This is a genomic window from Holdemania massiliensis (assembly GCF_022440805.1).
GTDB classification, from domain to species: Bacteria; Bacillota_I; Bacilli_A; order Erysipelotrichales; family Erysipelotrichaceae; genus Holdemania; species Holdemania massiliensis_A.
The window spans coordinates 1,527,864-1,543,633 of the sequence record NZ_JAKNTK010000001.1 but is presented as its reverse complement, the minus strand read 5'-3'; the positions used below and the strand labels follow the sequence as shown (position 1 = coordinate 1,543,633).

General features: G+C 47.1%; 15 protein-coding genes and 1 other RNA gene. 6 read left to right on the top strand and 10 right to left on the bottom strand.

Features of this window, described 5'->3' with window-relative positions; all coding sequences use genetic code 11:
* Positions 1-111: 111 nt before the first annotated feature.
* The 6 genes from recA to MCG46_RS06885 form a co-directional block, all read right to left on the bottom strand.
* Complete coding sequence (gene recA / locus MCG46_RS06910; protein WP_020223082.1) at positions 112-1,143, bottom strand: recombinase RecA; 1,032 nt, start codon at positions 1,141-1,143, stop codon at positions 112-114.
* A gap of 55 nt (positions 1,144-1,198) precedes the next feature.
* Positions 1,199-1,678 (bottom strand): CinA family protein, encoded by a 480-nt coding sequence (locus MCG46_RS06905; protein WP_147612119.1) that lies wholly within the window; start codon positions 1,676-1,678, stop codon positions 1,199-1,201.
* Positions 1,665-2,258 carry a CDP-diacylglycerol--glycerol-3-phosphate 3-phosphatidyltransferase gene (gene pgsA, locus MCG46_RS06900; RefSeq protein ID WP_020223080.1) on the bottom strand — a complete coding sequence of 198 codons (594 nt, stop codon included), beginning with the start codon at positions 2,256-2,258 and terminating at the stop codon, positions 1,665-1,667. The genes MCG46_RS06905 and pgsA overlap by 14 nt, the downstream gene beginning before the upstream one ends.
* A 3-nt stretch (positions 2,259-2,261) precedes the next feature.
* Positions 2,262-3,143 carry a helix-turn-helix domain-containing protein gene (locus MCG46_RS06895; RefSeq protein WP_020223079.1) on the bottom strand — a complete coding sequence of 294 codons (882 nt, stop codon included), beginning with the start codon at positions 3,141-3,143 and terminating at the stop codon, positions 2,262-2,264.
* 335 nt (positions 3,144-3,478) lie between these two features.
* Positions 3,479-3,840: RNase P RNA component class B (gene rnpB, locus MCG46_RS06890), an RNA gene on the bottom strand.
* A gap of 4 nt (positions 3,841-3,844) precedes the next feature.
* Positions 3,845-4,174, bottom strand: coding sequence for a DivIVA domain-containing protein (locus MCG46_RS06885; protein WP_020223077.1), 330 nt, complete (start codon positions 4,172-4,174; stop codon positions 3,845-3,847).
* Positions 4,175-4,346: 172 nt separating this feature from the next.
* On the opposite strand from MCG46_RS06885, the gene recU reads away from it, so the two are divergent.
* From recU to MCG46_RS06870, 3 genes are all read left to right on the top strand, one after another.
* Complete coding sequence (recU, locus tag MCG46_RS06880) at positions 4,347-4,934, top strand: Holliday junction resolvase RecU (protein ID WP_240278847.1); 588 nt, start codon at positions 4,347-4,349, stop codon at positions 4,932-4,934.
* A 3-nt stretch (positions 4,935-4,937) separates the two neighbouring features.
* Complete coding sequence (locus MCG46_RS06875; protein WP_240278845.1) at positions 4,938-7,928, top strand: transglycosylase domain-containing protein; 2,991 nt, start codon at positions 4,938-4,940, stop codon at positions 7,926-7,928.
* A gap of 98 nt (positions 7,929-8,026) precedes the next feature.
* Positions 8,027-10,744, top strand: coding sequence for a tetratricopeptide repeat protein (locus MCG46_RS06870; RefSeq protein WP_240278843.1), 2,718 nt, complete (start codon positions 8,027-8,029; stop codon positions 10,742-10,744).
* 156 nt (positions 10,745-10,900) lie between these two features.
* Here the strand turns inward: MCG46_RS06870 and nth are convergent, their stop codons facing one another.
* From nth to MCG46_RS06855, 3 genes are read right to left on the bottom strand one after another with little or no spacing between them, the layout of a single operon-like run.
* Positions 10,901-11,578: an endonuclease III gene (gene nth, locus MCG46_RS06865; protein WP_240278842.1), complete on the bottom strand. Its 678-nt coding sequence runs from the start codon at positions 11,576-11,578 to the stop codon at positions 10,901-10,903.
* Positions 11,565-12,116, bottom strand: coding sequence for a DnaD domain protein (locus tag MCG46_RS06860; protein ID WP_154239548.1), 552 nt, complete (start codon positions 12,114-12,116; stop codon positions 11,565-11,567). The genes nth and MCG46_RS06860 overlap by 14 nt, the downstream gene beginning before the upstream one ends.
* 3 nt (positions 12,117-12,119) lie before the next feature.
* The gene (locus tag MCG46_RS06855; protein ID WP_240278841.1) at positions 12,120-12,590 is read right to left on the bottom strand and encodes a hypothetical protein; all 471 of its coding nucleotides are present in this window, start codon (positions 12,588-12,590) and stop codon (positions 12,120-12,122) included.
* Positions 12,591-12,773: 183 nt separating this feature from the next.
* On the opposite strand from MCG46_RS06855, the gene MCG46_RS06850 reads away from it, so the two are divergent.
* Together MCG46_RS06850 and MCG46_RS06845 are read left to right on the top strand one after the other, a co-directional pair.
* Positions 12,774-13,352 carry a hypothetical protein gene (locus MCG46_RS06850; RefSeq protein WP_240278837.1) on the top strand — a complete coding sequence of 193 codons (579 nt, stop codon included), beginning with the start codon at positions 12,774-12,776 and terminating at the stop codon, positions 13,350-13,352.
* A gap of 1,005 nt (positions 13,353-14,357) precedes the next feature.
* On the top strand, positions 14,358-14,540 hold the full coding sequence (locus tag MCG46_RS06845; RefSeq protein ID WP_240278835.1) for a hypothetical protein: 183 nt from the start codon (positions 14,358-14,360) through the stop codon (positions 14,538-14,540).
* A 75-nt stretch (positions 14,541-14,615) separates the two neighbouring features.
* Here MCG46_RS06845 and MCG46_RS06840 read toward each other — a convergent pair whose 3' ends face one another.
* On the bottom strand, positions 14,616-14,783 hold the full coding sequence (locus MCG46_RS06840) for a hypothetical protein (RefSeq protein WP_240278833.1): 168 nt from the start codon (positions 14,781-14,783) through the stop codon (positions 14,616-14,618).
* 132 nt (positions 14,784-14,915) lie between these two features.
* Here MCG46_RS06840 and MCG46_RS06835 point away from each other — a divergent pair, with 132 nt between their 5' ends.
* A complete protein-coding gene (locus MCG46_RS06835) occupies positions 14,916-15,689 on the top strand; it encodes a hypothetical protein (protein WP_240278831.1) in 774 nt (257 codons plus the stop codon).
* The last annotated feature ends 81 nt before the right edge of the window (positions 15,690-15,770 follow it).

Genomic DNA, 15,770 nt, shown 5'->3' with positions numbered 1-15,770 from the left:
CATTCCCTCTTTGATGATTTTCGGCATTAAAAAAGGAAGCCCTTTCACGCCAGAATTCACTTTTATCCCATGGCTAGGCGCTTTTTTTCAATGCTGAAAAAAAGAACAAGCCTAAGCCTGTTCTTGTACCGGAGCCTCTTCCTCATCGCCATGGAAGAGCTTATGTTTGATTTTTCCGGTGATTTCCTCATCCAGCTGCGGATTGGCTTTTAAGAAAGCCCGCACCGCTTCCCGGCCCTGACCGATCTTTTCGCCGTTATAAGAGAACCAGGCGCCGCTCTTGTTGATGATTTCAAACGATTCGCCTAGGCTGACCACTTCGCCGATATGCGAAATGCCCTCACCGTACATAATTTCGATCGCTGCCACTTTGAACGGCGGCGCAACCTTGTTTTTTACGACCTTAACATTGACTTTATTGCCGACGATCTCCGTGCCGCTTTTAATCGCTTCACTGCGGCGGACATCCAGCCGCACGGAAGAATAGAACTTTAAGGCCCGGCCGCCCGGCGTTGTTTCCGGATTGCCGAACATGATGCCAACCTTTTCCCGCAGCTGATTGATAAAGATGGCCGTACACTGGCTGCGGTTCATAACGCCAGCCAGCTTTCGCATTGCCTTTGACATTAACCGCGCCTGCAGACCTACCTGCGAGTCGCCCATTTCCCCATCCAATTCCGCCTGCGGCACCAGCGCCGCAACCGAGTCGATGACGATTAAATCAATCGCACCGCTCTTAATCAGCAGCTCCGTGATTTCCAAAGCCTGTTCGCCGCTGTCGGGCTGTGACAAAATCAAGTCGTCGATCTTCACGCCCAAATTTTTCGCATACATCGGGTCAATCGCATTTTCCGCATCGATAAAGGCAGCCCGGCCGCCGGCCTTCTGGCACTCCGCAATCGCATGCAGCGCCAGCGTCGTTTTACCGGAAGATTCCGGCCCGTAGATTTCAATGATCCGGCCCTTTGGATAACCGCCGATGCCCAAAGCATAGTCAATCGCAATCGAACCGCTGCTGATCGCATCGATATCGACATTCGCCCGGTCGCCCAGCTTCATGATTGAACCTTTGCCGTATTGCTTCTCGATCTGTTTGAGTGTGTCCTGAAGGAGTACGTCTTTATTCTTCTCTTTTTCTGCCATAGCTGTCCCTCCGCTACTTCTTATATACGCAAATTTTTCAAAATTCCTGTTTATTTTACCAAATCTGTCGTAAAATTGTTAAACTACGCTCTGTTACCCGCTCTACGATCTGTTCGCGGACTTCCTGCCGCGTCCCGTTCAGCAAGTCCGTAAAGGTCCAGGTTTGGCCCGGCACATGAATGGCCGTGCAGATCATCCCCGCCGGTTTATTCTCCATCACGTCCGGTCCGGCATTGCCGGTAAACGCCACCGCCATATCGCAGTGCATCAGCTCGGCGCACTGCTCGGCCATCGCTTTCGCTGTCGCTTCGCTGACAACGCCCTCGGCTTCGATAATCGCCGGATCAACATGTACGACATTGGTTTTGACCTCGGTCCAATACGTTACAACCCCGCCCTTAAAGAAAGCGGAAACTCCAGGCACCTCGGTCAGACGGCTGGAAAACAAACCGCCGGTGCAGCTTTCACAGCTGCACAGCGTCCATTGCTTCTGACGGATCAGCTCCGCCAGTTCGGCCATGCTATTTGCTTTCAAAAATATACTCCCTCATCTGGTTGAAGTAAGAAATACCGCTGGCCAGCGATGTAAACGCCGCAAACCACAGCAGGAAATCCGAAACCGGCAGACGATACAGCTCAAACGGCAGATTATTCAGCAGAATCGTAATGATGGAAAGCATCTGAACGACGGTTTTCAGCTTGCCCAGATAACCGGCGGCCATGACGACGCCATTACTGGAGGCAATCATGCGAATTCCGTCTACAATCGTGTCGCGGGCAACCATGATCAGAACCGGCACGACCGGAATCGTTCCCTGCGCCGCAAATAAAACAAACATCGTTGTAACCAGCAGCTTATCCGCAATCGGATCCGCAAACTTACCGAAGGTTGTGACTAAATTGTTTTTGCGTGCCAGATAACCATCCAGAAAATCTGTGAAGCTGGCGATGCAGAACAGCACAAGCATGACGATATTGACAGCCGAGAGAGTTACAAAGCCAAACTGCAGCATCGGAATTTCAATACCAAACTGAGAATAAGGAAAAATCGCGATCAGAATGATGACTGGGATCATAATGATCCGCATCACGGTTAAACGATTAGGTAAATTCATAACTTATTCTCCTTTCAGAATAAAGTTGACTTTCTGGCCGCTGGTCTTCGCGGCAATCTGGGCATCCAGCACGACCGCCTCGCCATTAATTGTAATCGTATTGTTTTTGACAATTCCGAAGTGAATCGTTATTTTTAAATCCTGCGACGCAGTGCGGGTAATTTCCATAACATCCGCCGCATGATAGGTTGTGCTCGCCGGATTATCCGTCGCCACATCATTTTCCAGCACCCGAATCCAGGTATCCTGGGCAAAGGTAACGGCGATCGTAAAGCTTTCCTGCGCCTTCCAGCCGCGCACTTCATACGTTGAAGGATCATTGGCCGCCATGGTGACCGTCAGTGCCGACGGCTGATCTAGGACATCAGGGGTATCGGTCGGCTGCTGCGAGGGCGTCGGCGTAACCTCAACGACCGGAAAGCTGTCCTTCTCCGGCTGCGCTTTAAACCAATTCGGCACTGTTTTAAACAGCACGACGCTTAAGCATATCAGCATGACGGCAATCACCGCCAGCAATGAGACTAAAGAATAATCGATCTTTTTCTTTTCCTTTTTCAGCGTGCCGGAAGCCTTGTTGATTTTCTTTTCAATATTGGACTGCATTTCTTCCCGTTCATGAATTGCTTTTAAGCTCATCGTTTCAGTGAACTGATCCAGATCCTGACTCAACTGATCGCGCAGCGGATCAAAATCCAAATACAGCGCCTGACAATAGAAACGGACAAAATAACGGACATACGACAGATCATCCTTAAAGAACTCCAGATCCCCGTCTTCCAGCGCTTTGAGCTGCGCAACGGAAATCCGCGTTTTATTGCTCATCTCTTCAAGAGTGTAGCCGAGTTCTTCCCGGCGTTTTTTCAATGTAGCACCAATTTCTTTCATTCTGCTGCACCTCTTTTTTCATATCAGAACAATTATAGCAAGTGTTGTTCTAATTGTAAAACATGAACTCGCTGAAAGCGGTCGACAAAGCGTAACGTTTGTCAATCAGCGGCGAAGCAGAGCAGACTTTGCTGAACAAACTCACTATAACACAAAGATGAATTATTTTCAAGTTCATTCTTCTCTGACTTTTTAACGCTTGAATACGATTCATTTTTAGTCGCTGAGACCTTTACGGCCTTTTAATGTAAGGGAGAACGAATTTTACTTTTCTGTTCCAATTTCAAGTTTTAAAAATAGAAAAAGGAGCTGATCACTCAGCTCCCGGCCTTCTATCGTGTAAGCCATGTTCTGTTCCTGTTTCTTATCGAAACAGGCGGCAACCATTTATCTCCGTCCTTCCGGACGGCTTCCTCACCCTTCATTTCAGGCTTGGAAGTTCCCCTACCAAATTTGGGTTTCTCGCTTGCGGGGTTTATCGCGTTCCACTTTCCGGGTTTCCCCGGAAACTCCGTCACTGTGACACTGTTACAGACGTCCGCCATCATCCCCGAAGGGACCTAAGGGTTTCGTCAGCCGTCAGCCTGCCGGCTGCCCGGTCTTATTGATTGGGCCGGCGCAAACACTACAATCATCGCAGATTGTGCGAGCATGGACTTTCCTCTAGCTTTGGTCAAGCCAGCGATTGCCCAGATAGAAGGCTAATCCATCTGTTTATTTTTATAGACTTCCTGTTCCAGACGCGACAAGCGTTTCAGAATATCAACCTGGTTGAACGAGTTCTGACCCGCTTCTTCCAGTACCTTCTGACGGCTTTCCAGTTCAATGATCCGGGCTTTCAGCGAAGCGTTGGTCCGCTCCTGCGTCCGCAGCTTTTCTCCCAGCTCACCGATCACGCGTTCATAGACCTGATAATCCTGAATGACTGAATCGAGAAATTCATCAACCTCCGCCGGGGAATATCCCTTGAAGTCAACATGAAATTCTTTATCTAGGATCGTCTGCGGATCTAAATTCAGCTTGTTTTCCATCGTGTCACAACCTTCCGTCTGCTTTTATTTTCGCAGATCAGGGCTTAAAAAGCAAGTCATATCACAAAACGTTTTTTGACAAAGGAATGTCAGACTTTACGATTTTGTTACGAATCCCGGGTATTTCTAGAAAAACGGCGCAATGTTGTATATAATAATGGAAGGTGATGATATGATCGGTTATCCGAATGGAAAGACTGCCTCCCGTTCATTGAATCCGCAGACAGTGAAACAATCTGCGGGCGGACGCGGCATGTCTTTGGAAAATGATCTGAATAAGACCAACGATTACTACCTGCAGCTGGACAAAGCGGTGATCCACAAGAAGCCGACGCCGATCCAGATCGTGCAGGTCGATTATCCTAAACGCAGCGCCGCCAAAATCACGGAAGCCTACTTCAAGGTTCCTTCCACAACCGATTACAACGGCGTCTACCGCGGCAAAGCGATCGACTTTGAGGCTAAAGAAACGCGGTCTAAGACCGCTTTCCCGTTCTCCCACATCCATCTGCATCAGATCGAACATCTTGAGCGGGTGCTGCGGCAGGGCGCGATCGCCTTCGTCATCGTCCGTTTTATCGCCTTTGATGAAACCTACTTTGTCGAAGCTGAAAAAATGATACAGCAGTACCGCCTTGCCGAACGCAAATCCCTGCCTTATTCCTGGTTTGTTCAGGAAGGGATTCTGATCCCTTATTCGCTGACCCCGCCGGTTCATTATCTGCGGGTGATCGACGAACTATACTTTAAGGAGAAGTGAGCTATGAATACGACCCAGAAACAGCCGCCGAAGAAAAAACCAGCGGCAAAAAAGAAAACGGTAAAAAGAAGAAAGATCAATGCCAAAAACATGGCGACGATCATCGTATCGATCATCGTAGTTTTGGGCTTAATCGGCGGCAGCGCCGGCATGGTGGTTTTAGGCAGCATGCTCAAAGACGCCCCGAAGATTGATATTAACAACTTTGAAAGCAAAGAATCGACGCAGATTCTCGATAAAGACGGCAATCTGATTCAGGACATTGGCCAGCAGATCCGCACCAACGTTTCGTATGACGATATGCCGACGTCGCTGATCGACGCCTTTGTGGCGGTCGAGGACAGCCGTTACTTTGAGCACAACGGTTTTGACCTGCCGCGCTTTACCAAGGCTTTTCTGACCAATCTGAAAACATTGAGCTTTTCTCAGGGCGGATCGACCTTTACGATGCAGCTGGTCAAAAATACATACTTTACCAATGATGAAACCGGCGAAATGGCAGCCCGCAGCAAGCTGGCCGGGGTCAAGCGTAAGGTCCAGGAAATCTTTCTGGCGATGCAGCTGGAAAATCAGACGAATAAAAAGCGCATCTTTGAGCTGTATCTGAACAAGCTGAATTTCGGCGGCTCCGGCAATATCCGCGGCGTTCAGAAAGCGGCGGAATACTATTTCGGCAAGGACGTCAGCGAACTGACGCTCAGCGAGAGCGCGATGCTGGCGGGCGTCATTAACGCCCCGAATGCCTACAACCCGTTTAAAAACCTCGACTATGCGACCGACCGGCGCAACACGGTTCTCAACCTGATGCAGCGCCACGGCTACATTACCAAGCAGGAAGCTGAGCTGGCCAAGTCAATTAAGGTTGAAGATCAGCTGGTTGACAGCTCCGCGAATAAGGGCAGCACCGACGGCGGCACCCAGTATCAGAGCTACGTCGACGCGGTGATCGCCGAAACCAAAGAGCTGACCGGCATGGATCCGACGGTTGTGCCGATGAAAATCTACACCACGATGGATCCGAAAGTTCAGGCTCAGATCGACGATATCCAGGCCGGCAAAACCGATGTTCAGTTCCCGGATGAGCTGATGGAAATTGCGATTGTTTCGATGAATAATCAGACCGGCGAAATCGTCGGCATCGGCGGCGGACGCAATTACGCCGGCGGCGGAAGCCTGCTTTTAAATCATGCAACGGATCAGTTCAAGCAGCCCGGCTCGGCGGTTAAGCCGTTCCTCTCCTATGCGCTGGCCTTTGAGAACCTCGGCTGGTCGACCTCGCATACCGTGACCGATTCGCCGTTCAACTACGCCGGTACGACCAAAGTCGTCAAGAACTTCAACGGACGCTACTATGGCGATATTCCGTTAGAATATGCTGTGGGCAATTCCCTGAATACCCCGGCATTGAAAACACTGCAGCAAGTCATCGACGCGATCGGCAGCAAGAAGGTCGTGCAGTATCTGCAGAACCTCGGTTTCAGCCGTGTCACGCAGGATGAGTTCAACGTCGGCTATGCGATCGGCGGCTCCACCTACGAAGCCAGCGCGGTTGAAATGGCCGGTGCGCATGCCACGATGATCAACGGCGGCAGCTATATCAAACCGCACACGATCACCAAGATTGAGTTTAAAGACGGCACCTCACCGGTGGTTCCGGATTATTCCGGCACACAGGTGATCAGCGCCGAATCCGCCTATTTAGCCTCACATCTGATGTATCAGGCCGTATCCGGTCCGTATTCCAATTACATGCAGCTGTTAAAACGCAGCTATCCGATTTACGGCAAGACCGGTACAACGGACTGGGGCAGCGATGGTCTGAAATTCAATATTCCTCAGGGCGCAGCCAAGGATAAATGGATGATCGCTTCCAGTTCCAAATACACCAACGCCGTCTGGGTTGGTTATGAAAAAGGCGTGAAAGATAAAGATACCTACTTTGATTCCAAGAAAAGCAAGCTGAACATTCCGGGCAACATTTCCAAATTGATGCTCGATGTGCTGCATGAGGGCGAAGAAAACCCACCGGCGATCAGTCAGCCGGACGGCGTTACCTCGATCACCCATATCAAGGGCCTCTACCCATACACCGCTGTGCTGGAGGGCATGGACGGCAGCTTTGTCACCACCGGCCTAATCAAAAAGGAATTCAACAAGCTGGCTGATCCATTGCAGGCTTCCGTTCAGGATATCGGGACCTTTGACGCCAGTCTGAGCGCAGAGGGTAATCTGCATCTGACCTGGGGAGATTACCCGGATCCAAGCAAACTCAACGTTGCCCCTTATACAACCAACCTCGGCATTGAGGTCGGCGGCAAATGGTACGACGCCCCAGACTGCGCTGTCGCCTTTGACTGGACATGGGTCTATGGACCGATTCGCTACAAAGCGCAGGTTTCCATTCAGGACTTCTCGATTGATGTGACCAGCGAACAGGCCAGCTTTGATCAGCAGATTGACGTCAAACCGGGCGATAAGCTGAATGTCTGCGGTTACTACGCTTATGAAAATATGAATTACCGAAGCAATGAGATCTGTAAGGAAATACAGGTTGAAGATAAGGAAATCCAGCTGGCGATTCCGTCCGATAAAGCGACGAAAGCTGAGATCGAAAGCTGGGCGAACACCAACGGCGTCACGGTCAGCTTCACCGAGGTGGCCGACGAAGCGAAGAAAGGCACCAATGAAATTCTTTCCAACGGCACCAAAGTCAACGGCACGACGATGACTTTCATGCAGTCGACGATCGGTCAGGCCCGCTTCGCGGTAACGCTGTACGTCGGATTGTCCTGCGGCAGCAACGCCTCGATCGTCAACGGCGCCTGCGCGTGCAATCAGGGCTTTGAAGGCGATCCGATCAAAGGCTGTACGGCCAAACCGAATCCTACCCCGGAGACGACTCCGCCGACGGATCCCTCTCCGGATACCTCCGAATCTCCTGATCCGACCCCTAGTGAAGATTCACAGGATACCAACAACGAAGAACAAAACTGATTCCGTATTCTTACAAAAATCTTAATTTCGCCAACGGCAGAGGAAATTCAATTTGCTCTGCCGTTTTTATGTTAAAATGAGAACAAGGAGCTGATAACTTGAAAATCGAAGAAGAAATCCAAAAATTGGTCGACGAAGATCAGATTCAGCAGGCTCTGCTGACACTCGACGCCAACGAAGCAAAGATTCATGATAAAGCCTGGTATTACAGCGAACGCGGCTGGATTCTGGGCATGCTGGAACGCTATCAGGAAGCGTTCTGGAGCTTAAGCAAAGCCTCAAGCTTAGGTCAGGACGATGCCGGCCTCCTCTCGCAGCTGGGATGGGTTCTGAACAAGATGGAGATGCATGAATCCGCCCTGGACTATTTGAACCAGGCGGAAAAGAAAGGCCGCGACGACGCCTGGCTGTATCGCGAAAAAGGCTGGACGCTGACCCAGCTGGATAAATATGAAGAAGCGATCGGTTACTTTGAGGAAGCCCTATATTTTGATCAGACCGACGGCTGGTGCCATGCTCAGATCGGATTCTGCTACAATCGGATGGAACAGCCCGATCAGGCTCTGAATGAACTGAAAAAAGCGCTGACCATGAATTACCGCGACCTATGGGTCATGAAGGAATATGCCTGGAGCTGCTCGCGCGTCAACCGGTTGGAGGATGAGCTGGAAGTGCTGCAGGAGCTGATCAAGGAAAATCCAGAAGATCTGTGGCTGCTCAATGAGCTGGGTTTCTGCTGCAACAGTCTTGATCATCCGGATCAGGCGCAGTCCTATCTTGAAAAATCGGTAGCTTTAAACGATCAGGATATCTGGAGTCATTGTGAGCTGGCGCGCTGCTATGCGATGCAGGGCAAACCGGAAACCGCCCTGCCGCACTTTCTTCAAGCCAAAGCGCTGGGTCGGGATGACGCCTGGATTGAGGTTCAGATCGGTTATGTCAAAGAAGACATGAATCTGCCGGAGGAAGCTATCCCGCAGTTTGAGCTGGCCCTGCAGAAAGATCCGGACAACATTGCCGCGCTTTCTCACCTAGCTTACCAGCTTTCCCAGAAAGGCGATTCCAAGCAGGCCCTGCCGCTGCTTGAAAAAGCGTTGAGCCTGGGACGGGATGATGGATGGCTGTATGCTCAGCTGGGCTACGATTATTCTGAAGTCAACGATTATGACAAGGCCGTCCAATACTACGAAAAAGCCGCTCCAATCCATAACGATCCCTTCTGGGTTAAAACCCAGCTGGGCTGGAATTTGGCGGCCGGCGGACATAAGGAAGAAGCGCTTGAGGTCTATTTCAAACTGTTGGAAGAACAGCCTGAAAACGGCTGGGTACTGGCTCAGATCGCCTGGAATCAAGTCCGCATGGATCAGCTGGAATCCGCCCGGGAAAATTATTCCAAGGCTCTTGCGACCGGCATCCATGAAATCTGGATCTGGAGCGACTGTGCCTGGCTGCATCATCGCCTCGGCGCTTACGATCAAGAACTGGAATATTTACAGAAAGCGCAGGAAATGGGCCGCGATGATGATTGGCTGCATTACCGCAAAGCCGATGCTTACAGTCAGCTTGACCGTTATGACGAGGCCTTAAGTGAATTGGATATTGCCGAACAAAAAGGCAAGCAGGACATTGAGCTGTATTCCTTAAGAGCCTGGAACTATGGCCGGCAGCGTAAGAATGAAGCGGCGATGGAACAGCTGAAAAAAGCACAGGAGCTGGGCCGCGACGATCTGTGGATCATCAACGAAATCGGCTGGAATCAAATTCAGCTAGACAACTATGAAGAAGGCCGCCAATTATTTGAGCGGTCAATTGAACAGGATCCGGAAGACGGCTGGGCCCATGCTCAGCTTGGCTACGCCCTGAGTCGGCTCAAACGTTTTGATGAAGCTCTGGCTGAAATGGAAAAAGCAAAACAGCTGAATTTTGAAGAACCCTGGAATCTGCGAGAAACCGCATGGATTCTTTCTCAGCTTAGCCGCTATCAGGAAGAACTGAGCGTTCTGGAAAAGCTGAATCTGCCGGAAACCGAGGATCGCTGGGTATTGGGTGAGGCCGGCTACTGTCTGAATCAGCTGGACCGCAGCGAAGAAGCAATCGGCTACTTGAAGCGTTCAATCAAACTCAAGCCTGACAATGCCTGGACGTATTGTCAGTTAGGCATCTCTTATAAAAATATCGATCAGCTGGAAGAAGCCGAAGCCAGTTTGAAGAAAGGTCTTGATATGGGATATGCCGACAGCTGGCCGCATTATCAGCTGGCCGTCGTTTACAATCGCATGGAAAAGTATGAAGAGGCATTAAAGGAAGTCCCGCTGGGGTTTGATGAAGAGGAAAAGGACTGCAGCGATTATCATTGGATGATGGCCCGCAATCTAGGCCCGATGGGAGAACATCGCGAAGCGATTGCCCATCTGCGCAAAGCGAAGGATCATGACGAAGCCTCGCTCTATGAAGAATTCGGCTGGAATTACAGTGAAATGGAATTATACGATAAAGCTCTGGATTATTTCCAGCGGGCCTATCATCTGCGGCAGGAAAAAAGCGGCTGGCTGTTGGCTCAGCTGGGCTGCACAGAGGATCGTTTAGGCCACCACCCGAAAGCCGAAGCTTATTTAAAGGAAGCCTTCGATAAAGGGTATGATACGCCATGGTTCCATAGTGTTCTGGCTTATCATTATTGGAAAACAGATCAGCGTGAAGAAGCGCTGAAATGGCTGAAAATGGCCAAAGCGGAAGGTCGAGACTCAGAGTGGATGGCACAGGCTCAAAAAGAGCTTGAGAAACCCAAAGGATTTAAATTGTTCAAGGGCAAATAAACGAACTGAAATCCAATTCGTTTTTGACGGCAGCTCAAATAAAATATAACAAAGGCGCATGTTCAGCTGCCGCAAGCAGTCAAACATCCGCCTTTTCTTTATTTCAATTAGATCAAAGCATTCGCCTTCCATCTTACGAACTCATTTTCCCACGGTTCATGCCGCTTTGGCTTTAACCCTTTTTTGCTTTTCTACTTTCTCAGTCTGCTTCTGCTGCGCCTGATATTCGCGGCAGAAGGAAGTAAACGGACAGTCCTGACACTGCGGATTTTTAGCCTTGCAGAAATAACGGCCGAAAAAAATAAACAGATGATGAGCATGCGACCATTCTGACTTCAGCAGCTTGCGCATCAGCTTCTTTTCCACTTCCAGCACAGTATCTTTGGGAGCGGCCAGCCTTAAGCGCTTCGACACCCGCTCGACATGTGTATCGACTGCGATCGCCGGCATACCAAAGCAGACGGACATAATGACATTGGCGCTTTTACGCCCCACTCCCGGAAGACTCATCAGCTCTTCCATCGTCTGCGGCATCACCCCGTCAAACTGTTCAACAACGCCGCGTGCCAGTCCCTGAATACTCTTGGCTTTATTATGATACAGACCAATCCGGTGGATACAGGATTCAATTTCCTCTAATGAAGCGGAAGCCAGCGCTTGGGGCGTCGGAAATTTCTCAAACAGCTGCGGCGTGACTTTGTTGACGGACACGTCTGTGGTCTGCGCTGACAGGACAACAGCCACCGCCAGTTCAAAGGGATTGCGGTGAATCAGCTCGCAATGCGCATCGGGAAACATTTCCGTCAGCTTCGCTAAAATTTCATCCACTTTCATGATTTCTAACCTCCCGGCCATCCGGCCCAATCCAACCCTTCCGCTGCCATTCTGACAAAATTCGCTGCATATAGGCAAAATTCAGTTTCTGATACATGCTGGCTTCTTTCAAAACCTTAACTAAGACCGAAGAATCATAGCGGCTGACCCAAGTCTGCAGCGTCATCAGTTCATTAGAATTCAGCGGCCGGCCAAATTCGCCTTCGAATAAATCAAAGACCGGCTGTTCCATGGCCTTCTGCGATTTCGCTGTATCCGCGTTATAAAGTCCGTCTAAGCTGAAACTGACCGAAGACCGTCCAGCTTTTAATTCCAGATATTTCTTCGCGCACAGGACGCTCAGCGCCTGATCCAGCGCTTCTTTCGTCAGTCCCGTTTTCTTTTCCAATAACGCCGGAGTAATCGGGGTCTGACAAGTATTCAGATATTCAATCATCAAAACAACCAGCCCTTCCGTTTCGGAAAAGCCGAACCATTCATAATGTTCCAGAATCCACTGCAGCCGGTTGATATAGGGCTGCTTCCACCATGCCTTCATCCTCTACCTCTTTTCATACAGCATTAATTTTTCTAAGGTCTCTGCGTCCAGAGCCAGCTCACGGTTGGCATCTTCAAGAATCACAGCCGGCCGGTCTTGTACCCAGCCAAACTGGATCTGGGCCTGCTGGATTCCATTTTGTTCCCCAATCACCAGAGCCTGCGCTGAATCAATCTGCGCTTCTTCAATCTGAGCCTTAATCGTCAGCTGATCATCATACCAAACAAGCCAGCGCTTGGACAAGGAGGTAACACGCGATATATACGTGACTTCATTCAGAGCATAACGACCAACCCATTCCCCCTCCTGGGCCCGCATCGATTCCATTAACTGCCGATGCAGCCGCAGATCCGCACTGCGGTCTTTGATATAGGGACCCTGAACAAAGATTGAACTGCTGATAAAAATGCATAAAAATAAAATAACAATCAAAGCTCCCGAAAGGAGCAGTGACCGGACACGCCTGGAATTCATGGCCTTCACCTCTGTGATCCTTATTATATCAAATTCAGACTGCTGAAACAATGAACTCGACCCGGCTTTAGAGCAAAGGTAAGTTTTTGCTTTGTATTCTTGATTCAGCCTGTCCCTTTTGACCAATTTGCAAAAACGTGTGAAACATGATATGATGATTTGGCATTTGAGGAGCGTGATGATGTGTTAAAGAAACTGATGATCGGATCGATGGGATTCCTTTTTCTCAGCAGTGCAACCTTGTTTTCTTACCGGGCGCTGGAACCCAAAGCCGCAACCGGCATCGAAGAAAGTTATTTAAGCGCCGCGGAACCTTCCGCTATGCTTCGTTCTGTTGAGCCATCCGACGACGCAGCACCGGCCTCAGCCTCTGCTCAGCCAGAATTAGGCCCCGGCACGCACACGATTTATTTCTGCCGTCCGGATAATGATGACTGCGCCTATATCAATGAATATGTTTTTAAGCCTTTAGCGCAGGAACTAAAAACAACTGCACTGAATGCGTTTGAATTTTATGATCTGACAAGTCTGGGTGAGTATTATCCGGCAGCCAAGCTGAAAAGCCAGTGGGGCTTTGAAAGCTTCCCGGCCTTTGTTTCCCTGACAATTGCCGATGACGGTACGCAGACCATCAACAATGTTCTCAGCTGGAACAAAGAAGATCCGATTGATGCTGTGAGTCTGAAGCTCTGGATGATTGACAACGGCGTCTGGACAGGTGAAGTTGAAGAACAGGGTGAATTAATTGAACAGCCTGAGTAAGTCCTGAATTTTCAGGGCTTTTCTTTTACTCTCTACATAGAGTCACTTTTTATTTACTTTTTATATCAGGAAACTATTTTCCCATCATAGCTCTGCCCTTATAATCAACTAGATCAGCTGTTTTTGTTTTTACAGAATAGCACTGATTAAATACATTGAAAACAACCTTAATAAAACAGCTGTGCCGTAAATTCACTTTTTTATGTTTCTATTAGAAACAGCTTTTAAAATTTTTAATTTGCTGCGTCATTTTCAACCTTCTATACTTCTCCAGCCTATAAATTTTGTGTTCAAATATTGATATAATATAAAGTAAAAGATAATGAACACTATTTTAATGCACCATTATGAATTGATAAGTCTTGATAATTATCAATAAAATTGACATTATAATTTATTTGTGATATAATAATCACAAAGAACAAGTAATAGGAAGCATCAAGTCATGATACATTTTTACTGAACCAAGAAATAAGTCTTTTAGATATTCCCTATGCCAAACAGATTCAGTGTCTGGATTAAACTGTAACAGAGTTTATGTTAACATGAACATAGGAATGATGAGCTTATAAGCAAATGACTTATTATACGACTGTTGAAGCAGTCTGTTTTTAATAAGTGGTCATGCGTTGAACAAATACAATTGAAAATTGCTATTTGTTCAACTCTATCCAAAATTTCCTGACACAAGAAAGTTTCCAGCAAATCTTTTTCTTTAATTCTGAAAACTATATCCTTAAATAGATTATCCCTCATTATATATAATCAGTTCTACAACTTCATCAAACTTACGATGCCTGAAACAGTGAAAATTGTGGCGTAAGATTAAGAAGACAATGAAACAAAATACTTAAAGATGTGTAATACGCTTCCCTAGGGTTACTTTAATAACCTATTTGGGAAGCGTCATTTTATTATTGAAAGGAAGGAACAAAATGTTAAATTCAGGAGGCAGAAGTCCGCCCTTTTCAGTTTGCTTTAAACTATAGGGAAGGAGGTGAAATAATGGAATATACTCATTGTCAGGATTGTGGAATAATTATCATAATACCTGTATCCAATGAAAATGTTATCTATATCAATACTCCACAGGAAGTCAGAATCATTAGGGATGAAATGGATGATTCATGTGTGCGTATTGTTATCTGTCCTGGTTTTAAGAAAACCAATAAATACAAATTATCATGAAAACAGGTAAAATCATGAATTGTTATTGCCAAAGATCATTTCATAATAACTTTATAATAAAAAGGGGGTTGCCCCTTATTCAGTATCATCCAAATTTTTTAGTGCGTATTCTATGCACTTAACTACCAGTTTGTTTAAAGAAATATTCTTTTCATTGCAGATGATTTCCATTTCTTCAACAAGCTTTTTGGATATACGAAATGTTCTGTTTACATATTCTTCTTTTTCAATTTTGAAACCCATGATATACACCTCCACATAAACAGTAACGTTTTTTAGCAAAGGGATAAACACCTATTATTCAGTGTAATTTACACTTGAATTATGCGTGCTACAATGATAATGTAAAGATACATATAAGGGAGGAAACTAAATATGGAAAACAATACTAACACTTCTTCATTCTTTCAACGGTATAAACTATTCATCATTCTTGGGTCGGTTATTTTAGTAATTGCATTCATTGCTTATAGAATGAATTACATAGACAGCGAAGACTATGCTTTAAAAGAAGGTGGTCTTGATAAAAATGCCTTTGTTCAGGAACTCAAGGGAAGAGCCGAAGGACTTGGATTAAAGAACGTAAAGATCAATACTACATGGAATGCTAACGACAAAATATATGATGTTATCATAGAGTCTTCAAACTTTGAAAATATGTCTTTTGAAAAAATGTTCTCTGTTGAAGACGGAATGCATGGTCGTGTAATTGGAGAGAATTGGCGTTTACGTTATTTCCTTAGTAATGGAAATAAGTACGATATTAATAGCAGTTCCAATAGAGTTAAGAAAAACGGACAGATTATATATGATGATTATGAAAATTCTTCAACTAAGGAAACGCTTGATATCTATAACAGCATTGAAAACACTTACGATTATACTTCATCAAAATTCACGACAGCTTGGGATTATGCTAAAAAGTTAGCCAAGGCCAGTTTGAAATCTCCAAGCAGTGCTAAATTCCAAAAGTCAAGTGAATTAACTATGACTTGTAAGGGAAAAAGCTGTTCAATATCAGCGTATGTGGACGCTGACAACTCATTCGGTGCCAGTATCAGGACATACTTTGTAGTATCCTTTGATATGGAAGTGAGTGTGAGTGGATTGGCTACCTTTACAAATGCACAGTGCGTATTCCTGGAGTAAACCAATTTAAGCGGATCCTGTCCGCTTTTTTATTTATGCACTGCGTTAAGGATTTAAAATTTTTTATGATCTTGTTTTTTT